Below are 20,366 nucleotides of genomic sequence, written 5' to 3' on the forward strand. Positions count from 1 at the left end.
AATACTTTATCGAAATTGCGTATTTTTGTCCGGCGACGGACTCCCCGCCGCCTAGCTGTCGGCAAAGGCGAAAGGCTGGACCGTGCGGCGATATTCGTCGCTGACGATCTCACGGCCGATCGGCGGGGCGGAGCGTGCGGTGCATTCGGGGCGGTTGCACAGCCGGCAGGTCACGCCCACCCGCGTCGCCACAGCTTGCGCCGGGTCCACGCCTTGCGCATAGACCAGCCGGCCCGCCTCCCTGGCCCCGCAGGCCAACGCCACCGCGCGCAGCACGCGCGGCCGGTCATGGCTGCCACCGCCCGCGCAAACCGTCCGCGCGATCGAGAAGAAGCGCTGGCCGTCCGGCAATTCGAGCCACTGCGTGATGATCTCGCCCGGCCGGCGAAACGCCTGGTGCACGCTCCACAGCGGGCAGCCGCCGCCATGCGCGGCGAAAGGGAAGCCCGCGCCGTCGAGCCGCTTGGAGACATTGCCCGCCTCGTCAATGCGGATGAAGAAGAACGGCACGCCCTCCTCGCCCGGCCGGTGCAGCGTGGTGAGGCGATGGGCGACTTGCTCGAAGCTCGCGCCGAACAGCCGGCTCAGCGCCTCGATATCGTAATGCCGTTCCCCCACTGCCCTGGCGAAGCGGGCATAAGGCATGATCAGCGCCGCCGCGCCATAGCCGGCCAGTGCCCGGCGCACGAGCGTCTCGGCCGTCCGGCTGGCGAAAGTCCCGGCCCGCGCGGCCTGCGCGATGGCGCTGCGCATCGCGGTATAGGCGATATGCGCGGCAAGCTGATAATGGCGGCTGGCGGCATCGAGCGTGTCGGCGATCAGCAATTGCTGGTTGTGCCGATCGAACCGCCGCACCGAATCGACCAGCACATCAGGCGGCACGAACCGCACGCGCACGCCCTTCTTCGCCAGCCAGGGCCGCGATCCGCCCTCGGCGGCGATCTCGGCCGCCAGTTCCTCGGCGCGGGCATCCAGATCGGGGAAATGGTTGTGCCGGGCCGCCAGGAAGCGCTGGGCCTCGCTCACCGGATCGGTCTCCTCGGCATCGCTGCCGGCGAAGCGCTGCTCGGCCAGCGCCTGCTGCTCGCGCGTGTAGGCGCCGTGGAGCCGCAGCAGCGCTTCGGACACGCCGGGGAAGCTCATCGCCAGGTCCGCCACTTCCAGCGAGGGCAGATCGATATCGGCGAAGATCGGATCGCGCAGCACATCCTCGATCCGGCGGGCATAATCCGCGCCATCCTCGCTCGCCAGGTCGGTGATGTCGAGCCCGTAGGACCGCGCCAGCCGCAGCAGCAGGTCAGCCGTGACCGGGCGCTGGTTGCGTTCGAGCAGCGCGACATAGGATGGCGAGATCTCCAGATCCCCGGCCATGGCCTGCTGCGTCAGGCCCAGTTCGCGCCGCAGGCGGCGCAAGCGGGGGCCGAGGTAGAGAGGTCTGGTTTCCGCCATACCTTGTCATGATGTCATAGGCACACAACTTTACAACAATTATTTGTAAGGTTTGACAGACGCACTTCGCCAGCCGTTTTTTTCGCGGATTTCCGCGCATAGAACGCGTCCATCGGAACAACACCCGCCCGAAGGAATGCGAATCGTGACTTACCAGCAAACCATCACCGAAGCCGGTCGCGCGATCGGCCATGAACCGACCTGGCACGGCATCGAGGCCGAATCGGTCGCGCGGATGCGCCTGCAGAACCGCTTCCGCACGGGCCTCGACATCGCCCGCTATACCGCGCGGATCATGCGCGAGGACATGGCCGCCTACGATGCCGATCCGGCGCACTACACCCAGTCGCTGGGCTGCTGGCACGGCTTCATCGGCCAGCAGAAGATGATCAGCATCAAGAAGCACTTCGCGTCCACCAAGCGCCGCTACCTCTACTTGTCGGGCTGGATGGTCGCCGCGCTGCGCAGCGAGTTCGGCCCCCTGCCCGACCAGTCGATGCACGAGAAGACGAGCGTCGCCGCGCTGATCGAGGAACTCTACACCTTCCTCAAGCAGGCCGACGCGCGCGAGCTGGGGATGATGTTCCGCGCGCTCGACAAGGCGCGCGCGACCGGCGACGAGATGGAGGCCAAGCGGCTGGAGCACGCGATCGACACCTATGAAACGCACGTCGTGCCGATCATCGCCGATATCGACGCGGGCTTCGGCAACGCGGAAGCGACTTATCTTCTCGCCAGGAAGTTCATCGAGGCCGGTGCCTGCTGCATCCAGATCGAGAACCAGGTCTCGGACGAAAAGCAGTGCGGCCACCAGGATGGCAAGGTCACGGTCCCGCACGAGGACTTCCTCGCGAAGATCCGCGCGGTCCGCTATGCCTTCATGGAGCTTGGCGTCGATGAAGGGCTGATCGTCGCCCGCACGGATTCGCTGGGCGCGGGGCTGACCAAGCAGATCGCCTATGTCCGCCAGCCGGGCGATATCGCCGATCAGTACAACAGCTTCCTCGATTGCGAGGAAGTCGACGCGAGCCAGCTTGGCCACGGCGATGTCCTGATCAGCCGCGACGGCAAGCTGATGCGGCCCAGGCGCCTGCCTTCGAACCTCTATCAGTTCCGCCCCGGAACCGGCGAGGATCGCTGCGTGCTCGATTGCATCACCGCGCTGCAGAACGGCGCGGACCTGCTGTGGATCGAGACCGAGAAGCCGCACATCGGCCAGATCGGCGGCATGGTGAACCGCATCCGCGAAGTCGTCCCCAACGCCAAGCTGGTCTATAATAACTCGCCCAGCTTCAACTGGACGCTGAACTTCCGCCAGCAGGTCTACGATGCCTGGAAGGCCGAAGGCCACGACGTTTCGGAGTATGACCGCGACCGGCTGATGAGCGCCGATTACGACGGCACCGATCTGGGGATCGAGGCGGACGAGCGCATTCGCCACTTCCAGCGCGATTCCTCGCGCGAGGCGGGCATCTTCCACCACCTCATCACGCTGCCGACCTATCACACCACGGCTCTGTCCACCGACAATCTCGCCCGGGAATACTTCGGCGGGCTGGGGATGCTCGGCTACGTCAAGCATGTCCAGCGCCAGGAGATCCGCCAGGGGATCGCCTGCGTGAAGCACCAGAACATGGCCGGCTCCGACATCGGCGACGACCACAAGGAATACTTCGCCGGCGAGGCGGCCCTCAAGGCCGGCGGCGCCCACAACACGATGAACCAATTCGCGGCCTGATCCGCGCGAGCCAAGGAAGGAGACGTATGATGACGACCACTACGCACGAACCGGCCCGCTCGCGCGCCGTGCTTTCGAACGAGGATTTCAAGCTGCTGCAGGAAGCGGTGCTGTTCTACCTGAAAGCGCATGAGGACGACCCGGTCTCATCGAAGTATTCGAACCTCTACCATCGCCTGGGCAGCGCCGTGCGCCGCTGAGGCGGGGCAGAGGCCCCGCGAAGAGTTTTCCTGGGGAGGAAAACGTGGCCCGTCGCGTGTCGCCCTGATGGCGCGCGGCGGGCCATTCGCTTGTGCCGCGCCGCGCCCGCGATCGCCGGCCAATCTTATCCGCCGGTTCGGTAGTTACCGAAAGTCCCGCTTACGCAAGTGTCAATCCGATCCGCTTAGGGCCAAGACCGCAATCATCCAGTCTGGGCCCCCGCGTGATCGACCTTTATCTATCCCTGCACGATCACCACCGCCACGGGATGCTCCCGCTGGCGCTGCTCGTCTGCCTGTTCGCGACCACGACCGCGGTGATGCTGCTGCGCCAGGCGCGGCTTTCGCGCGGCGCGGCGCGGCGCAACTGGGGACTGGGCGCAGGCGTCTTTACCGGCTTCGGCATCTGGGCGACCCATTTCATCGCACTGCTCGGCTTCGATTCCGGCTTTGCCGCGCGCTATCTGATCGGCCTGATCCTGGCCTCGCTGGCCGCCGCCATCGCCGCCACCACGATCGGCTTCCTCACGGCGCTGTTCGTGCCGGGCCGGCGCGGCGCGCTGCTCGCCGCGCTCGTCATCGGCACCGGCATCGCTGCCACCCATTACCTTGGCCTGGCCGCGCTCGACATCCCCGTGAGGTTCGCCTGGCATGTGGCGCTGGCGCTCGTCTCGCTGCCGCTGGCAATCGCGCCGATCTATCCCGCGCTGCGCTTCGCGCTGCGGCGGCGCGGCCAGCCCAGCGCCGTGACGGCAGGGCTGCTGCTGGGCCTTGCCGTCATCCTGCACCATTTCACCGCGATGGCCGCGCTGGTCCTGATCCCCGCGCGGCGCGCGGTTTCCGGCGGCGCGATCTCGCCCGAAACGCTGGCCGGGTGGATCGGCGCGGTCGCGATCGGGCTGTTCGTGCTGTCGATCGTCACGCTGCTGATCAGCCGCCGGTCGAGCGCGGCGATCGAGGCGAGCGAGCGGCAGTTCAGCCTGCTGGTGAAAGGCATCGCCGATTGCGCCATCTACATGCTGGACCGCGACGGCCGCATCTCGAACTGGAATGCCGGGGCCGAGCGCCTGACCGGCTATGCCGCCGAGGAGGCGATCGGCCTGGCGCTGGCGCATCTCCACACCGTGGAAGACCGCGCCGCCGGCCTGCCTTCGCAGATGCTGGCGCAGGCGCGTGCCGAAGGCCGCTTCAGCGGCAGCGGCTGGTACTTGCGGCGCGACGGCAGCCGCTTCTGGGCCAGCACGCTGATCGAGGCGATCGCCGGCGACGAAGGGCAGGATCCGGGCTTCGCGATCATCACGCGCGATATATCGCAGTTCAAGCAGCAGCAGGACCTGATCGCCGAAACGACGCGGCATCTCGATGCGGCGCTGTCCAACATGCACCAGGGGCTTTGCGTGTTCGATGCGGGCGAGCGGCTGGTGCTGCGCAATCGCCGGTTCCTCGAACTGTGGGGGCTCAGCGAGGCGGATTGCCCGATCGGCCTTTCGCTGGAAGACTTCATCCATGTCTCGAACCGGGTGCGCTTTGGCATTCCCGCCACGGAGGAGCGCGTCCGGCGGGCGCGCAAGATGATCCACGATTCGCTGGCCGATCCGCGCAGCCCGCCCACGGTCAGCCGCTTCGGCGAATCGCTCTATCTCTCGATCGCCAACCGCCCGCTGCCCGACGGCGGCTGGGTGACGACGTTCGACGACATCAGCGAACAGCGCCAGTCCGAAGCGAAGATCACCCACATGGCGCTGCACGACGGGCTGACCGGGCTGGCCAACCGCACCCGGTTCAACCTCGCGCTCGATGGCGATATCGAGGCCGCGATGCGCGCGGGCGCGCAAGTCGCCGTGGTCGCGATCGACATGGACCGCTTCAAGGAAATCAACGACACGCACGGCCATGCCGCGGGCGATTTCGTGCTGCAGACGATCGCCCGCCGCCTGACCGACGACTTGCGCGAAGGCGAGCTGGCGGCACGGCTGGGCGGCGACGAATTCGCCGCCTACAAGCTGTTCGCGCGGGACGACGAACTGGCCGACTTCATCACCCGGCTCAACGCCTGCCTGATCGCGCCGGTGGAATGCAACGGCCAGCGGCTTTCGCTGGGGGCGAGCCTGGGCATCGCGGTCTATCCGTCGGACGGGCCCAATCGCGAGACGCTGCTCAACAACGCGGACCTGGCGATGTATCGCGCGAAAGGCGCTGTCGGCGAGCGGATCTGCACTTACGAGCCGGGCATGGACGAAACCGCGCGCCAGCGCCGCCAGTTGGCCAACGACTTGCGCAACGCGGTCGACCGGCACGAGTTCACCCTGCTCTACCAGCCGCAGCGCCTGCTCCAGACCGGGGAGCTGAGCGGCTACGAAGCCCTGCTGCGCTGGCACCACCCGCGCCGCGGCGTGATATCGCCCAACGACTTCATCCCGATCGCCGAGGAGACCGGCGAGATCCTGACAATCGGCGCCTGGGTGCTGCGCCAGGCCTGCATCGAGGCGCAGCATTGGCCCAAGGAGCAGAAAGTCGCGGTCAACCTCTCGCCCGTGCAGTTCCGCCAGGCCGACCTGGCCGATACGGTGCGCGCGATCCTGCTGGAAACCGGCCTTTCGCCCCGCCGGCTCGAACTGGAGATCACCGAAAGCGCGATCATCGCCGACAAGCTGCGCGCGCTGCACTGCCTGCGCCAGATCAAGGCGATGGGCGTGAGCGTGGCGATCGACGATTTCGGCACCGGCTATTCCTCGCTCGATACCTTGCACTCGTTCCCGTTCGACAAGATCAAGATCGACAAGTCCTTCCTCCTGCGCGCGGAAAACAGCGCGCAGGCCCGGGCGATCATCCGCGCGGTGCTGGCGCTGGGCAAGAGCCTGGAGATCCCGGTGCTGGCCGAAGGGGTGGAGACCGAACGCCAGCTCGAAGTGCTGCAGAAGGAAGGCTGCGAGGAAGCGCAGGGCTATTACTTCGGGCGGCCCGCGCGGGCGCCCAGCCTGAGCGTCAGCCGCGCGGCCAATTCCTGAGCGGCGCGGCCCGCCTTCGGGCCGCGATTGCCTGACGCCGCGTTCGGGTGCATGGTGCCGGAACGAGTGCGGGGCAAGGATCGAGACCGAATGCGAACCGCCCTGCCGTGCCGCCTGCCATGACCGTGGCGCATATCAACGCCATCGGCACGGCGGTTCCCCCGCACGAGGTGCACGGCGCCTTCCATGCCGCCGCCCGGCAGTTTCTCGACGATCCCAAGCTGCTTTCGCTTTACGAGCGGATGGCGGCCCGATCGGGCATCGAAGCGCGCTATTCGTTCCTTGAACCCGTGCTGCTTGCGGAAGGCGGCGCCACCGATACGCTGGGCTTCTACCGGCCGGGCGATTACCCCGGCACCGCGCGGCGCATGGAACGCTATGAGGCATGGGCCCCCGCGCTTGCCCTGCAGGCGATCGCCGCGCTGGACCCGGATATCGCCGCACGCGGCATCACCCATGTCATCGTGGCAAGCTGCACCGGCTTCGTCGCGCCGGGGCTCGACCAGATCATCATTGGCAAGTCCGGCATCGACCCTGCCGCCGAGCGCACCATGGTGGGCTTCATGGGCTGTTATGCCGCAGTCAACGCCTTGCGGCTGGCGCATCACACGGTACGCTCGCGGCCCGAGGCGCAAGTCCTCGTCGTCAACGTCGAGCTGTGCTCGCTGCACTTGCGGCACACCCGCAAGCTGGACGAGCTGCTGGCGATGCTGCTGTTCGGCGACGGGGCCAGCGCGGCGCTGGTCACGGCGCGGCCGCACGGCATCGCGCTGACCGATTTTCGCGCGGCGGCGATCCCGGCGTCGGACGACATGATCATCTGGCGGATCGGCGATCAGGGCTTCGTCATGCATCTTGACGGGCGCGTGCCCGGCCGCATCGCCGAGGCGCTGGCGCACGAACGCGCGCGCAACGACGATGGCGGCATCCTGCGCGGCCATTCGCCGGCGGACTATGACTTGTGGGCGGTCCATGCCGGGGGCCGCACGATCCTCGACGCGGTCGAGCGCGGGTTCGAGCTGCCCGCACAAGCGCTCGCCCCCTCGCGCGAGGTGCTACGCCGCCATGGCAACATGTCGTCGGCAACGCTGATGTTCGTGCTGGCCGCGATGATCGCCGCGCGGCGCGAGGGCGGCGACGGGCGCAGGGGCCTGGGCATGGCCTTTGGTCCCGGCCTTGCCGCCGAGACGTTCCGCTTCACCATGGTGTGACGATGGCCCGCTTCACCCACCGCTCGCGCGCTCCCGAGATGATGGACGCGCCCGATGTCGATTACGCGGATTTCGCCGATTGCATGGCCGATCTGGCGCAAGTCAACACGCTCACCCTGGCGCGCGGGCCGACGCTCGGCTTCGTGACCGCCGGCCTCGCCCATGCGCCGGCGGACCGCGTGCCGCTGATCCTCGATGTCGGCTATGGCGCGGGCGACATGCTGCGCGCGATCGCCCGGCGGCTGGCCGCGCGCGGCCTGAAGGCGCGGCTGGTCGGCATCGACCTCAACCCGCGCAGCGAGCCCGCGGCGCGCGCGCTGACGCCACAGAGCCTTGCCATCGCCTATCGCACTGGTGACGCTTTCGCCTGGCCGGCCGGCGATCCGCCCGACCTCGTCATCAGCTCGCTTGTCACCCACCACATGACCGATGCGGAAATCGTCCGTTTCCTCGGCTGGATGGAAGCGAACAGCCGGCTGGGCTGGTTCGTCAACGATCTCCACCGCCATGCGCTGGCCTATCACGGCTTCCGCCTGCTTTCCGGGGCCATGCGCTGGCACCGCTTCGTGCGGCACGACGGGCCGCTGTCGGTGGCGCGCAGCTTCCGCCGCGCCGACTGGGACGCGCTGCTGCGGCAGGCCGGGCTGGGCCATGTGACGCAAGTGCGCTGGCGTTTTCCGTTCCGCTACTGCGTCGCGCGGCGCAAATGGTGAACCCCTGCATCGTCGTCGGCGGCGGGCTGGCCGGCGGCGCGGCGGCGACACTGCTGGCGCGGCAAGGCCGGCCCGTGGTGCTGCTCGAACGCGAGAGCGGCCCGCACGACAAGGTCTGCGGCGAATTCCTCTCGGTCGAGGCGTGCCGCGATCTCGAATGCCTTGGCCTCGATCTCGATCGGCTCGGCGCCGTGGCGATGGACCGCATCCGCCTCGCTTCCGGCCATCGCCTGATCGAAGCGCCCCTGCCTTTCGCCGCGCGCGGCCTCAGCCGCCGCGTGCTGGACGAGGCGCTGCTGGAACTGGCCGCGCGCGCGGGCGCGCAAGTGCGGCGTGGCCAGCGCGTCTCGGGCATCGCCGCCGGGCATGTGCGCGTGGGCGATGCCGCCCTGCCCGCCTCGGCGATCCTGCTGGCATCGGGCAAGCATGACGTGCGCGGCGTGGCGCGCGGCGCGCCCGCCACGCGCGGCGGCTATGTCGGCTTCAAGATGCACTGGCGCGCGCCGCCCGCGCTTGCCGGCAAGGTGGGAAGCGCGATCGAGCTGGTCGTATTCGACGGCGGCTATGCCGGATTGCAGCGCGTGGCGCCCGGCGTGCTCAACTTGTGCCTGATCCTGCGCAGCGCGGCGTTGGCCGATCTGGGCGGCGGCTGGGACGGCGTGCTGGCCCGCATCCTGCGCGAGCCCTGGCTCGAACGGCGGCTGGCGGAAGCCGAACCGCTGTTCGCCCGGCCGCTTACCATCGCCAACCTGCCTTACGGCTACCTGTGCGACGCGGATGCCACCGGCGATCACGCCTATCGCCTGGGAGACCAGGCGGCGATGACCGCGTCGCTGACCGGGGACGGCATGGCCGCCGCGCTGCGCGGCGCGTTCGTCGCGGCCGAAAGCCTGGCCGCCGGCCTGCCGCCAGCCGCCTATCACCGCCGGATCGTGCGCATCCTTTCCCCGCAGGTCCGCCGCGCCATGCTGCTGCAGCGGGCGACGGAACGACGCGCGACGCTGGCCTGCGGCCTTGCCTTGCTCGGCCTGTGGCCCGGATTGCTGGGGATTCTCGCCAGGGCCACGCGCTTGCCGGGCGCATAAATGCGATTTGTTCGCGATACGTATCACGCACCCAGTCACATCGCAGAAATATTAACCGCTCTGCCCTAGTAGATACCCTGATTGCGGGGCGAAAACGTGAAGATCGAACTGACGGAAAGCAATTGTGGCGGTCAGCTTGACCAGGGTTCGCTCCAGTCGCTGGAAGAAGCGATGCGGGCGGCAAGTCGCGCTGAGCAACGCCTGCGCGAGGCGATCGACGTCTTGCCCGAAGGCATCGTCTTTCTTGACGAAGAAGGACGCTACATCCTGTGGAACCAGAAATACGCCGAGATCTACGAGAGATCGGCGGATCTTCTGGCTCCGGGCGTACGGCTGGCCGATACGCTGCGGATCGGCGTCGAGCGCGGCGACTATCCCGAGGCGACCGGCCGCGAGGAAGAATGGATCGCCGACCGTCTCTCGCTGATGGAAAGGCCCGGCACGCGCCACGAACAGCGCCTGGCCAACGGGCGCTGCATCATGATTGAGGAGCGCAAGACCGAAAGCGGCGGCACCATCGGCGTGCGCATCGACATCACCGAGATTCGCAAGCAGGAGGAAACCTTCCGCCTGCTGTTCGAACGCAATCCCGTGGTCCTGATCGTCTATGACCTGACCACCGGGATCATCCGCCAGGCCAACGAGGCGGCGTGCCGTTTCTTCGGCTTCGGCCTGGAAGCGCTTACCGGGATGCACGCCAGCGCGCTGTTCGGCGAGGCCGACTGGCCCGAGGCGCAAGAGGCGCTGGCTTGCGACTGCGCCGAATCCAGCCGCATCTGGTCGATGAACCGCTCAGACGGGTCGGAAGTGGAATGCGTCCTGTCGACCCGGCTGTCGCGGCTCGAAGGCTATGCGACCACGATCGTCTCGGTCTTCGACATCACCGAGCGCCGCCGCATCGAACGGCGCATGGCGCACATGGCGCGGCATGACGAGCTGACCGGCCTGGCCAACCGCTCCCACTGCCGCGAGCACCTCGAAGAAGTGCTCGCGACCGCCTCCTTCGACGAGACCGTCACGATCGCGCTGGTCGATCTCGATCACTTCAAGGCGGTGAACGACACCTACGGCCACCAGTTCGGCGACGGGTTGCTGTCCGACGCGGCGCACCGGATGCGCGAGCTGATCCCGCCCGATGCCTTGCTCTGCCGGATCGGCGGGGACGAATTCGCGGTGATCTTCCGCAATTTCAGCCGCACCCAGGCCGAACTGGTCTCGCGCGCGATCATCACCGCGCTGTCGGAACCATTCTATGTCAGCGGCAACATGATCCATATCGGCGCCACGGTGGGCTTCGCGATTTCGCCGCAGGACAGTTCCAACGCCGAAACCCTGCTGCGCTATGCCGACCTTGCCCTCTATGCCGCCAAGGGCGAGAAGCGCGGCACCTGCCGCAGCTTCGAATCCGGCTTCGATGTGGCGGCGCAGGAAAAGATCAAGCTGATCTTCGACTTGCGCGAAGCGATCCAGCACAATCGCCTGAAGGTGCATTACCAGCCCTTCGTCGATCTCGAATCGGGCGAAGTGGTGGGTTACGAGGCACTGGCCCGCTGGCGCCACGACGTGCGCGGCGAGGTTTCGCCCGATGTCTTCATCCCGCTGGCCGAGGAAGTCGGCCTGATCGAGACGGTGGGCAAGTTCGTGCTCGAAACCGCGTGCCGCGAAGCGATGCACTGGCCCACGCATATCCGGCTCGCGGTCAACGTCTCGCCGCTGCAGTTCCGTAACGGCAATATCCTGGCCACCGTGATCAACGTGCTGTCTGCCACCGGCCTTGCCGCCGAACGGCTCGAACTGGAGATCACCGAGGCGGTGCTGATGGAAAAGGGGCCGCGCACTTCGGCCATCATCCGCAACATGCGCTCGTTCGGCATCGGCATCTCGCTCGACGATTTCGGCACCGGCTACAGCTCGCTGAGCTATCTGCTCAACTACCCCTTCACCAAGATCAAGATCGACAAGTCGTTCATCCTCAACCTCGAGCACGAGATGAATTCGCGCGAGGTGATCCGCGCGGTCATCAGCCTGGGCCGCAGCCTGGGGCTGACCGTGACCGCCGAGGGTATCGAGCGCGAGGGCGTGTGCGAATACTTGCGCGGCGAAGGCTGCGCGCAAGGCCAGGGCTACCTGTTCGGCAAGGCCGAACCCGCCGACAAGCTCTCCTTCGCCGCCAAGCGCGACGCGGCCTGAGGCCTGGCCGGCGCGATGCGCCTGCCGCGCATTGCGATGCCGCTTCGGCCCCCTGCCCAATCAGGCGGGTTCTTGACCTATTGCAAGGAACGTGACCCAATCGCGCGGCAAGCTCCAGCCTCTCGAAAGGATCAGACTGGTCACGATGCAAAGCCTTGGTACACTGACGATGAACCCCACGATCGACGTTTCCTATGAAGTCGATCGCGTCCGCCACACCCACAAGATCCGCACGCGCAACGAGCAGTACGCCCCCGGCGGCGGCGGGATCAACGTGGCCCGCGTCTTCGTCCGCCTGGGCGGCAACGCGCGCTGCTTCTATCTGGCCGGCGGCGCGACCGGGCCCGCGCTGGACGGCCTGATCGACCTGCACCTGCTGGTCCGCACGCGCATCCATATCGAGGAGCCGACGCGCGTCGCCTCCGCCGTGCTGGAGATGGAGACCGGCAAGGAATATCGCTACACGCCGCAAGGCCCCACCGTGGCCGAGCACGAATGGCACGCCTGCCTCGATGCGCTGGGCGAGGCGGACTGCGGCGTCATGGTGATGAGCGGATCGCTGCCCCCCGGCGTCCCCATCGATTTCTACGCGCGCGCCGGGCATCTGATGAAGGAGCGCGGCATCGAACTGGTGGTCGACAGTTCGGGCGAGGCGCTTGCCGCCGCGATCGATGCCGGCGGCCTGCTGCTGGTGAAGCCCAGCCAGGGCGAGCTGCAACAGCTCGTCGGCTACGATCTGGACACCGCCGACGCGGTCGCCGCTGCCGCGATGGAGATCATCGCATCGGGCAAGGCCAGGCTGGTGGCCGTTACCATGGGGCATGAAGGCGCGGTGCTGGCGCGCAAGGAAGGCACGATCTACCTGCCGGCGCTGGAGATCGAGGCGGCCAGCGCGGTGGGCGCGGGCGACAGCTTCGTGGCCGGGATGGTCCATGCGCTGATGTGCGGCAAGGACGAGGTGGAGGCCTTCCGCTTCGGCATGGCGGCCGGATCGGCGGCAGTGCTGAACGCGGGCACGGGGCTGGCCCATCCCGCCGACATCAAGCGGATGTTCGCGATGATTCCCGAAGTCGTGGCCTGAAGCTGCCGGTGCTGGTCCAGGGCAGTGCTGGTCCGGGCGGTGAGCCACCGCCCGGATATCAGGCCCCGGATATCAGGCGATGATCGCGCGGCGACAGAATTCCCAGATCGATTCCAGCAGCCTCTCGCGGTGGACCAGATTGGGGCAGCCGCCTTCCTCGGCCAGCAGTTCGGTGTGCACCGTGGTGGCCACCAGGTTGTAGATCAGCCGCGCCTGGAGATCGGCATCGGCATCCCGGAACGTCCCGAGGCTGATCCCCTTCCTGACCTGCTCGGCAATCAGGCCGCGCAAGGGGCTGAGCGCCTGCTGCAATTCGTGCGGACGCGATTCCGCCAGGCGCAAGTGCTCGCGGCTCAACGCCGCGCTGCGCCGGCTGCGGCCGGGGCTTTCCGTCCCCTGGAAGCCGAGCTGGCCCAGCACCAGGCTGGATACGATGATCCGCAGCCCGTCCAGCGGATCGGCCACCGGGCCCACCATTTCGCGGAATTCGCGGGCCGCGCCGTGCAGGGTCTGTTCGAACACGGTGAGGACGAGATCGTCCTTGGACCCGAACCGTTCATAGAACGCCCGCCGCGCCAGCCCGGTCCGGCCCAGCACCGCGCGGATCGTCAGCCCTTCGAGCCCGCCTTCGTCAAGCAGCTCATAAGCCGCTTTCAGGATCATCCGCGCGCGATCCGGCTCATCCTCGCCGATCGTGTGCAGTATTCCTGCATTTTTTGCTTTGCCCCTCTCCATGTCACGAGGCGTACGCGCAGTCTTCGGCGCGGTCCAGCGCATGAAGCGCTGCTTGCGCAAAAAAGTACACGGGCGGTAACTTCGGATTGACGAGTCGCCGGCGGAGCGGCTAAGTTCGAGAACACTGTTCTCAAGAACAGGAACTGGTAGGAGGGATGGATGCCGAAAGTAACCTATATCGAGCATGACGGCCGATCGCAGGTGTTTGACGTGCCGCTGGGCGAGAACGTCATGCGCGGCGCGCTGTACAACGGGGTCGAAGGCATAGTCGGCGAATGCGGCGGCGGCCTGTCGTGCGCGACGTGCCATTGCTATGTCGACGAAGCCTGGACCGGCAGGGTCGGCGGCCCTTCCTCGCAGGCCGAGGAGGAACTGCTCGAATCGGCGGCGGCCGAAGTGAAGCCGAACAGCCGGCTGAGCTGCCAGATCGAAATGACCGAGGCGCTCGACGGGCTCGTCGTCCACCTGCCCGAAACCCAATACTGAAACCATAACGGAAGAGGATTGAACCATGGCGATCGACGCAGCCCACCCCGTTCCGCCCAACCTGCCCCGCCGCGTTGGCATGGACCAGGTGCCCGACCATGTTCCGCCCGAGCTGATCCGCACCGCCGGCATCACGTTCGGGCCGGATTTCCTGAAGGCGCCGCATGATTTCATGGCGGCGATGCATGAGGATTATCCGCCGCTGTTCTACGATGTCTCGCCCTTCGGCAACATGTGGACCGCGATCAAGCACGAAGACGCGCTGTTCGTGCTGCGCCACCCGGACATCTTCTCGAACGAGGGCGCCACGCCCTTCCCGCGCGACCCGGATGATTACTTCTACTTCATCCCGATCGAGATCGATCCTCCGCACCACCGCAAGTACCGCAACATCGTCGATCCCACGTTCAGCCCCAAGGGCGTGCTCAAGCTCGAAGGCCTGATCCGCCAGCGCGCCAAGGATCTGCTCGACGAATTCGCCGACAAGGGCGAGTGCGAGTTCACCACCGAATTCGGCCGGCCGCTGCCGGTCTCGGTGTTCCTCGACATCATGGGTCTGCCGCAGGACATGCGCGATACCTTCGTGAGCTGGGCGGTGGACCTGCTGCACTCGAACGATCGCGAGATCATGGGCCGGTCGATGCGCAGCATCACCGAATATCTCAAGCAGGCGATCGCCGAGAAGAAGGCGCACCCGGACGACGGCGTCGTCAGCCTGATCGCCAATTCCGCGCCCGATGGCGTGCCGCTGTCCGACAAGGAAATCTTCGGCTTCGTCTGCTTCCTGTTCATCGGCGGGCTCGACACGGTGTTCGCCACGCTCAACAACGTCTGGCTCTATCTGGCCGAGCACCCCGAAAAGGTGCGCGAGATCATCGCGCGGCCCGACGATATCGACAAGGTGGTGGAAGAACTGCTGCGCCGCTGGTCGGTGACGTTCTCGGGCCGGGTGCTGGCGCAGGATTACGAGATGCGCGGCGTGAAGATGAAGGCGGGCGATCGCATCACCTGCCTGCTGCCGGCCTGCAACTTCGACCCCGAGGTGTTCCCCAACCCCAAGGAAGTGGACTTCGACCGTCCGCGCAAGACCATCCTGGCCTTCACCGTGGGCGTGCATAGCTGCATGGGCGCGCACCTGGCCCGGCTCGAAGTGAAGATCGCGCTGCAGGAATGGCTCAAACGCGTCCCGCAGTTCGCGCTGAAGCCGGGCGCGCACATCGAATACCGCCCCGGCGGCGTCGTCGGCCCGGAGCATTTGCCGCTCGTCTGGTAAGCGGGGGCGGGGGCTTCGGCCCCCGCCCTAACCTTCCGCCGGCTCTTTCCGCGCGGTCTCCACCGCCTGGCGCCCCTGCTCGATCGCTTCCAGCGCGTCGAGCTTGCGGCGCAGGCGGGCATTCTCGATCCGCAGGCTGGAAATCTCGCGGTTGGCGCGGGCGATCGCCGGCATGGCGGGCTGGACGACCCGCTGCGGCTTGCGCTTGCGCGGCATCAGCCAGGCCACCCCTTCGGCCGCGGAGCGCAGCCAGTCACCGAAATTGGCCACCAGCCCCTTGCGATACAGCACCGGCGCGCGATTGCGCGGAATCGGCCGCGCCGCATCGGGCATCACATGAGGCTCCGGCGCCGGGCCCAGAAGCACGCCCCTGCCCGGCGCCACGGCGGCCAGCGGCAGCGGCCCATCGGGATCGTTGGCCGGAACGGGCAAGGGATGCGCGGCGGGCACCGGCGCGGCACGCTTGCGTCTGGGAGCGGTCATCTTGCCCATGCCGCGCTTGCGGGCCGGCCTGTCGGGCGCGGCGGTTTCGGCCATTTCCATGGTCGCTGCCTGATCCGGCGCGGCCGGCTTGCCGGACTTGCGGCGAAGCGGCTGCCGCGCGGGCTTTTCGCGCGCGGCGTGCTTTGGCGTTTTACTCTGAGCGGCGTCAACGCCATTGTCAGTCTTGTGGGTCATTGGCGTTCTCCCCAAGTAGCGATCAACACCAGCGCGCAATACAACGCAAGATACCCCGCGATTTAACTGTGGAAGAACAGCAGGTGGGGGAACGGGCCGGTGCCGCCATGCGCCGGACGGCCCATTCGCAGACGAATTCAGCCGACCGTTCTGGGCGGCGCGTTCAGGATTTCGCCCAGAGCCCGCTCGAACGCCTCGGGCCGCTCGTACATCGCCCAGTGGCCGGCATCGGCGATGACGCGAAATTGCGTTTCGGGCTGGATGCGGCGCAGCACGGCTTCCTGCAGCGCCGGATGGGGATGCGGCCGGTCCAGCTCGCCCCAGATCGCATCGACCGGCACGCGCACTTCGGGAAGGATCTGCACGAGCCGGTCGGGCACCACCAGATCGGGCACGTTGAGCCGGGCCTTGCGGGCATTGGGCATAAGCTGGTGCAGCGCCATGGCATCCACGCTTTCGCGATGGTGCAGCATCAGGCCCAGCAGGTTCGCGGTCATCGCCGCGATCCGCTCCTCGCCCGCGAGCCCGCCGACGCGGCCGAGGTGGATCTGTCCCTTGGGCGTATCGAGCCCGCCGCAGCCGATCAGGACAAGGTGCCGCGCCACGTCGGGGTGGAGCGCCGCCAGATAGGCGAAAGCGACCCCGCCGAACGAGAAGCCGCACAGATCGACGGGCAACCGCTCCCCCAGGATCGCGCGCAGGCCCGTGGCGAGCGCTTTGGAGATACCGGCGTGATCGGGCGTTTCCGGCATCGCGGAATCGCCATGGCCAGGCAGATCGGCGGCGATCACCATGCGGCCCGATGCCGCCAGCCGCGCGATATTGCGCACCCAGTGGGTCCAAGATCCTTGCGCGCCGTGGGCCAGCACCAGCGGCTCGCCCTCGCCCCAGATGCGCCAGGCCATCGTGCCTTCGCCGCAAGGCGTATCGACGCGCCGGGCGCGCGCTTCCAGCGCGGCGAGCACTTCGGCCGGATCGGCATCCTCCCCGATCGCCTCGCTCATGCGTAGCGCCCGCCGACCACGTGCTCGACCGGAAAGGCGCGCTCAATCGCGGCGAGATCGGCCGGGGTCAGCGCGATGGCGGTGGCCGCCACGTTCTCGGCCAGCCGCTCTATCCGCCGCGTGCCGGGGATCGGCACGATATCCTCGCCCTGGTGCAGCACCCAGGCGAGCGCGAGCTGGCCGGCGGTGCAGCCCTTCGCCTCGGCCAGTGCCAGCAGCGCCTGCACCAGCCGGTAATTCGCTTCGGCCGCCTGATCCTTGAAGCGCGGCATATTGGCGCGCCAGTCCTTGAGGTCCATCGCGCCGGGCCGCAAGTCGCCGGTCAGGAACCCGCGCCCCAATGGGCTGTAGGGAACCAGGCCAATGCCCAGTTCGCGCAAGGTGGGCAGGATTTCCGGCTCGATATAGCGGGTCCACAACGAGTATTCGCTTTGCAGCGCCGCCACGGGCTGGACCGCGTGGGCCCGGCGGATATCGTCGGCGCCGGCTTCGGACATGCCGAACCAGCGCACCTTGCCCGCCGCGATCAGATCCTTCACCGTGCCGGCGACATCCTCCACCGGCACTTCGGGATCGACCCGGTGCTGATAGAGCAGATCGATATGATCCATGCCCAGCCGGCGCAGCGAGGCATCGACCACTTCGCGGATATGCTCGGGCCGGCTGTCGAACCCCTGGTTGCTGCCGTCCGCCGGATCGAGCCTGAAGCCGAACTTGGTGGCGACCACCACCCGATCGCGAAACGGCGCCACCGCCTGGCCGACCATTTCCTCGCCAATGAACGGGCCATAGATCTCGGCCGTATCGAACAGGGTCACGCCAAGATCGAACGCGGCGCGCAGCAGCGCGTTCGCTTCCTCCTGCGAGAGCCTGGGCCCATAGGCCCCGCTGATGCTCATGCAGCCAAGGCCGAGCTTGCCGACCTCCAGCCCTTGTCCAAGTGTGCGTTTGTCCATCATCGCGGCGTGCCTCTCCCAGTCATGCGATCTCGGTGCCCAGCAAAGCACAAGCCGGCAAGGATGAGAACAGCGCCAGGGGCCGGGCAGCTCTCGCTGCCGCGCGAAGCAATGCGCCAAGGCTGCCGGTGCGGGAGGCCGTCGCACCGGCCGGTTGGCGGGCGGGCCGGGGGCAGGTGGTGGCTTGCGGGGACGATTGCGGTACGCTCCACGGTCGGCTAGGCCCGGCGCCGGAGGCCCCGAAGCCTGGATGACACAGCACTATATGCCCCCCGCCACGCGGCGGCTGATGACCTTCTTCGTCATGGCCGCGGCGATCATGAACCAGGTGGATACGACGATCGCCAACGTCGCGCTGCCGCATATCCAGGGCAGCACGTCCGCCTCGCGCGAGCAGATCACCTGGGTGCTGACGTCCTATATCGTCGCGCTGGCGATCTTCACGCCGCTCACGGGCTGGCTGGCGGGGCGTTTCGGGCGCAAGCGCGTGGTGCTGTTCTCGATCATCGGCTTCACCGTGGCATCGGGCCTGTGCGGCATGGCGGTGAACCTTGACGAGCTGATCGCCTTCCGCATTCTCCAGGGCATCGCCGGCGCTTCGCTGGTGCCGATGAGCCAGGCGACGCTGCTCGATGCCTATCCGCCCGAGGAGCACGGCAGCGCCATGGCGATCTTCGGCCTGGCGGCGATCACCGGCCCGCTGGTCGGGCCCTTGGCCGGCGGCTATCTGACCGAGCACCTGAGCTGGCGCTGGGTCTTCTTCATCAACCTGCCGATCGGCGTGATGGCCTGGATCGGCCTGTCGGCGACGATGCCGGAATATCCCGGCACGCGCACGGCCAGGCTGGACTTCGCCGGGTTCGGCCTGCTCGCGGTGGCGATCGGATCGCTGCAGCTCATGCTCGATCGCGGGCAAGTGCTCGACTGGTTCGGATCGACCGAGATCTGGATCGAGGCCGCGATCGCGGCGATCACGCTTTACCTGTTCATCGTCCACAGCATGACCACCAGGCACCCCTTCGTCAGCCCGGCGGTGTTCACCGATCGCAACTTCGTGCTGTGCTCGATCGTCGGCTTCTTCCTGGGCGTGCTGATCTACAGCCCGATGTCGCTGCTGCCCGAAATGCTGGAAAGCCTGTTCGGCTATCCGACGATGGACGTGGGCATGGCCATGGCGCCGCGCGGGCTGGGCGTGCTGATCGCGATGCTGGCGATCGGGCGGCTGATCAACCGGGTCGATTTCCGCGTCCTGGTGGGCGTGGGCATGTTGCTCACGGCCTATTCGATGTGGCACCTTTCCTACATCTCGCTGCAGTCCGACAGCTGGATCGTCGTGACCACCGGCGTGATCCAGGGGGTCGGCTCCAGCATGATCTTCGTGCCGCTTTCGGCCATGACTTTCGCGACGCTGCCGGCCCACTTGCGCAACGAGGGCGCCGCGCTCAACACGCTGGTGCGCAGCTATGGCGGCGCGGTGGGGATCGCGCTGATCCAGGTGCTGATCTACCGCAACGAGGCGGTGGTGCAGTCGCGCCTCACCGAAGGGCTGCGGCCAGACAATCCCGCGGTGCGCATGGCCATGCCCGATACCGACTTCTCGCTGCCCGAAAACGCCGCGCGGGTCGGCGCCGAAGTGGTGCGCCAGGCGATGATGGTATCCTATGTCGATGCCTTCTGGGGACTGTGCCTGGTCGGCATCTTCGCCTCCTCGCTGGTGCTGCTGCTGCGCGCGCCGAAAAGCCCACCGGCCGCCTGAGCGGCGGGTATCGGGGTTTGCTGGGAAATGCGGCTATTGGCGCAGGGCGGCACCGGCCCACGCGCCCACCCGGCCTCCCACGGAAGTATACTGGCATGGGCGGCCGGGTGGGCGCGTGAGCCGGTGCCGCGCCGAAATGCGCTCTTCCGCGCATTCCCCAACAAACCCTCTCTCAGCGCCGGATGAAGATCGGCATGACGTTGTTGGCCGGCATGTCGACGACGCGATCGAGCACCAGCCCGTGCTCGTCCGCCACCGCCGCGACATCGTCGATGGCGCGCAGGCCCCAGCGCGGATCGCGCCGCCGCAAGTCCTCGTCAAACGCGGCGTTGCCGGGTTCGAGCGGACGGCCCCCCCGCCGGAAAGGCCCATAGAGCGCCAGCGGCGCGCCTGCCGCCAGCACGCGCCCGGCGCCGCGCATCAGGCCCAGCGTCGCTTCCCACGGGCTGATATGGATCATGTTGCAGCACACGATCGCGTCCGCGGCGTTGATCGGCCAGCGATCGACGGCGGCGTCGAGCGCCAGCGGCGGGAGCACGTTGTTCAACCCTTCCGCCGCGATCCACGCGGCGATCGAACGCCGCGCCTCGATCGCGGGATCGGACGGCTGCCACACGAGATCGCGCAGCGCGGCGGCAAAATGAACCACATGCTCGCCCGAGCCGCTGGCGATTTCCAGCACCAGCCCATCGGCCGGCAAGACGCCGCGCAGCACGTCGAGGATCGGCCCGCGATTGCGCGCGGTGGCCGGAGCGTGGAGGCGGGCATCGTCGGTCATGCGCGCGCGATAGCAAGCGCGTGTG

At 67.5% G+C, this 20,366-nt stretch carries 17 protein-coding genes; 11 read left to right on the plus strand and 6 right to left on the minus strand.

Translation table 11 applies throughout. The annotated features are described in order from the left end of the window. Window positions 1-51: 51 nt before the first annotated feature. Entirely contained in the window at window positions 52-1,449 is a 1,398-nt protein-coding gene (locus PYV00_RS22250; RefSeq protein WP_275230515.1) for a helix-turn-helix domain-containing protein, read from the minus strand. Window positions 1,450-1,594: 145 nt separating this feature from the next. Here PYV00_RS22250 and PYV00_RS22255 point away from each other — a divergent pair, with 145 nt between their 5' ends. The 8 genes from PYV00_RS22255 (at window position 1,595) to PYV00_RS22290 (ending at window position 12,675) form a co-directional block, all read left to right on the plus strand. Continuing rightward, window positions 1,595-3,187 carry an isocitrate lyase gene (locus tag PYV00_RS22255; RefSeq protein ID WP_275230516.1) on the plus strand — a complete coding sequence of 531 codons (1,593 nt, stop codon included), beginning with the start codon at window positions 1,595-1,597 and terminating at the stop codon, window positions 3,185-3,187. 29 nt (window positions 3,188-3,216) lie between these two features. Next, the gene (locus PYV00_RS22260) at window positions 3,217-3,387 is read left to right on the plus strand and encodes a hypothetical protein (protein ID WP_275230517.1); all 171 of its coding nucleotides are present in this window, start codon (window positions 3,217-3,219) and stop codon (window positions 3,385-3,387) included. Window positions 3,388-3,611: 224 nt separating this feature from the next. Further along, window positions 3,612-6,395 (plus strand): bifunctional diguanylate cyclase/phosphodiesterase, encoded by a 2,784-nt coding sequence (locus tag PYV00_RS22265; RefSeq protein ID WP_275230518.1) that lies wholly within the window; start codon window positions 3,612-3,614, stop codon window positions 6,393-6,395. Between the two features lie 119 nt (window positions 6,396-6,514). Continuing rightward, complete coding sequence (locus tag PYV00_RS22270) at window positions 6,515-7,606, plus strand: type III polyketide synthase (RefSeq protein WP_275230519.1); 1,092 nt, start codon at window positions 6,515-6,517, stop codon at window positions 7,604-7,606. Window positions 7,607-7,608: 2 nt separating this feature from the next. Then, entirely contained in the window at window positions 7,609-8,319 is a 711-nt protein-coding gene (locus tag PYV00_RS22275; protein ID WP_275230521.1) for a methyltransferase domain-containing protein, read from the plus strand. Next, window positions 8,313-9,404 carry an NAD(P)/FAD-dependent oxidoreductase gene (locus PYV00_RS22280; RefSeq protein ID WP_275230522.1) on the plus strand — a complete coding sequence of 364 codons (1,092 nt, stop codon included), beginning with the start codon at window positions 8,313-8,315 and terminating at the stop codon, window positions 9,402-9,404. The genes PYV00_RS22275 and PYV00_RS22280 overlap by 7 nt, the downstream gene beginning before the upstream one ends. Before the next feature lie 96 nt (window positions 9,405-9,500). After that, window positions 9,501-11,594, plus strand: a complete 2,094-nt coding sequence (locus PYV00_RS22285) for a putative bifunctional diguanylate cyclase/phosphodiesterase (protein WP_275230523.1) — start codon at window positions 9,501-9,503, stop codon at window positions 11,592-11,594. Window positions 11,595-11,739: 145 nt separating this feature from the next. Then, on the plus strand, window positions 11,740-12,675 hold the full coding sequence (locus PYV00_RS22290) for a 1-phosphofructokinase family hexose kinase (RefSeq protein WP_275230560.1): 936 nt from the start codon (window positions 11,740-11,742) through the stop codon (window positions 12,673-12,675). A 72-nt stretch (window positions 12,676-12,747) separates the two neighbouring features. On the opposite strand, the gene PYV00_RS22295 is transcribed toward PYV00_RS22290, so the two are convergent. Continuing rightward, window positions 12,748-13,338 carry a TetR/AcrR family transcriptional regulator gene (locus PYV00_RS22295; RefSeq protein ID WP_275230524.1) on the minus strand — a complete coding sequence of 197 codons (591 nt, stop codon included), beginning with the start codon at window positions 13,336-13,338 and terminating at the stop codon, window positions 12,748-12,750. 231 nt (window positions 13,339-13,569) lie between these two features. On the opposite strand from PYV00_RS22295, the gene PYV00_RS22300 reads away from it, so the two are divergent. Together PYV00_RS22300 and PYV00_RS22305 are read left to right on the plus strand one after the other, a co-directional pair. Further along, entirely contained in the window at window positions 13,570-13,896 is a 327-nt protein-coding gene (locus PYV00_RS22300) for a 2Fe-2S iron-sulfur cluster-binding protein (RefSeq protein ID WP_275230525.1), read from the plus strand. A gap of 25 nt (window positions 13,897-13,921) precedes the next feature. Beyond that, entirely contained in the window at window positions 13,922-15,169 is a 1,248-nt protein-coding gene (locus PYV00_RS22305; RefSeq protein ID WP_275230526.1) for a cytochrome P450, read from the plus strand. A 27-nt stretch (window positions 15,170-15,196) separates the two neighbouring features. Here the strand turns inward: PYV00_RS22305 and PYV00_RS22310 are convergent, their stop codons facing one another. The 3 genes from PYV00_RS22310 to PYV00_RS22320 form a co-directional block, all read right to left on the minus strand. After that, window positions 15,197-15,847: a hypothetical protein gene (locus tag PYV00_RS22310; protein WP_275230527.1), complete on the minus strand. Its 651-nt coding sequence runs from the start codon at window positions 15,845-15,847 to the stop codon at window positions 15,197-15,199. Between the two features lie 137 nt (window positions 15,848-15,984). Next, window positions 15,985-16,851: an alpha/beta fold hydrolase gene (locus PYV00_RS22315; RefSeq protein WP_275230528.1), complete on the minus strand. Its 867-nt coding sequence runs from the start codon at window positions 16,849-16,851 to the stop codon at window positions 15,985-15,987. Beyond that, window positions 16,848-17,807: an aldo/keto reductase gene (locus PYV00_RS22320; protein WP_428981673.1), complete on the minus strand. Its 960-nt coding sequence runs from the start codon at window positions 17,805-17,807 to the stop codon at window positions 16,848-16,850. The genes PYV00_RS22315 and PYV00_RS22320 overlap by 4 nt, the downstream gene beginning before the upstream one ends. A 250-nt stretch (window positions 17,808-18,057) precedes the next feature. Between PYV00_RS22320 and PYV00_RS22325 the strand changes: the two genes are divergently transcribed. Beyond that, the gene (locus tag PYV00_RS22325; RefSeq protein ID WP_275230530.1) at window positions 18,058-19,563 is read left to right on the plus strand and encodes a DHA2 family efflux MFS transporter permease subunit; all 1,506 of its coding nucleotides are present in this window, start codon (window positions 18,058-18,060) and stop codon (window positions 19,561-19,563) included. Window positions 19,564-19,735: 172 nt separating this feature from the next. Here the strand turns inward: PYV00_RS22325 and PYV00_RS22330 are convergent, their stop codons facing one another. Continuing rightward, entirely contained in the window at window positions 19,736-20,341 is a 606-nt protein-coding gene (locus PYV00_RS22330) for a DUF938 domain-containing protein (RefSeq protein WP_275230531.1), read from the minus strand. Window positions 20,342-20,366 lie beyond the last annotated feature (25 nt).

Source organism: Novosphingobium album (ex Liu et al. 2023), assembly GCF_029076845.1.
Classification (GTDB): Bacteria; Pseudomonadota; Alphaproteobacteria; order Sphingomonadales; family Sphingomonadaceae; genus Novosphingobium.

Excerpts from the sequence above, each read along its gene's own strand:
- PYV00_RS22250 (WP_275230515.1), bottom strand. The coding sequence starts at position 1,449 with ATGGCGGAAACCAGACCTCTCTACCTCGGCCCCCGCTTGCGCCGCCTG.
- PYV00_RS22260 (WP_275230517.1), top strand. The coding sequence starts at position 3,217 with ATGACGACCACTACGCACGAACCGGCCCGCTCGCGCGCCGTGCTTTCG.
- PYV00_RS22270 (WP_275230519.1), top strand. The coding sequence starts at position 6,515 with ATGACCGTGGCGCATATCAACGCCATCGGCACGGCGGTTCCCCCGCAC.
- PYV00_RS22275 (WP_275230521.1), top strand. The coding sequence starts at position 7,609 with ATGGCCCGCTTCACCCACCGCTCGCGCGCTCCCGAGATGATGGACGCG.
- PYV00_RS22280 (WP_275230522.1), top strand. The coding sequence starts at position 8,313 with ATGGTGAACCCCTGCATCGTCGTCGGCGGCGGGCTGGCCGGCGGCGCG.
- PYV00_RS22290 (WP_275230560.1), top strand. The coding sequence starts at position 11,740 with ATGCAAAGCCTTGGTACACTGACGATGAACCCCACGATCGACGTTTCC.
- PYV00_RS22295 (WP_275230524.1), bottom strand. The coding sequence starts at position 13,338 with ATGATCCTGAAAGCGGCTTATGAGCTGCTTGACGAAGGCGGGCTCGAA.
- PYV00_RS22300 (WP_275230525.1), top strand. The coding sequence starts at position 13,570 with ATGCCGAAAGTAACCTATATCGAGCATGACGGCCGATCGCAGGTGTTT.
- PYV00_RS22305 (WP_275230526.1), top strand. The coding sequence starts at position 13,922 with ATGGCGATCGACGCAGCCCACCCCGTTCCGCCCAACCTGCCCCGCCGC.
- PYV00_RS22310 (WP_275230527.1), bottom strand. The coding sequence starts at position 15,847 with ATGACCCACAAGACTGACAATGGCGTTGACGCCGCTCAGAGTAAAACG.
- PYV00_RS22315 (WP_275230528.1), bottom strand. The coding sequence starts at position 16,851 with ATGAGCGAGGCGATCGGGGAGGATGCCGATCCGGCCGAAGTGCTCGCC.
- PYV00_RS22320 (WP_428981673.1), bottom strand. The coding sequence starts at position 17,807 with ATGGACAAACGCACACTTGGACAAGGGCTGGAGGTCGGCAAGCTCGGC.
- PYV00_RS22325 (WP_275230530.1), top strand. The coding sequence starts at position 18,058 with ATGACACAGCACTATATGCCCCCCGCCACGCGGCGGCTGATGACCTTC.
- PYV00_RS22330 (WP_275230531.1), bottom strand. The coding sequence starts at position 20,341 with ATGACCGACGATGCCCGCCTCCACGCTCCGGCCACCGCGCGCAATCGC.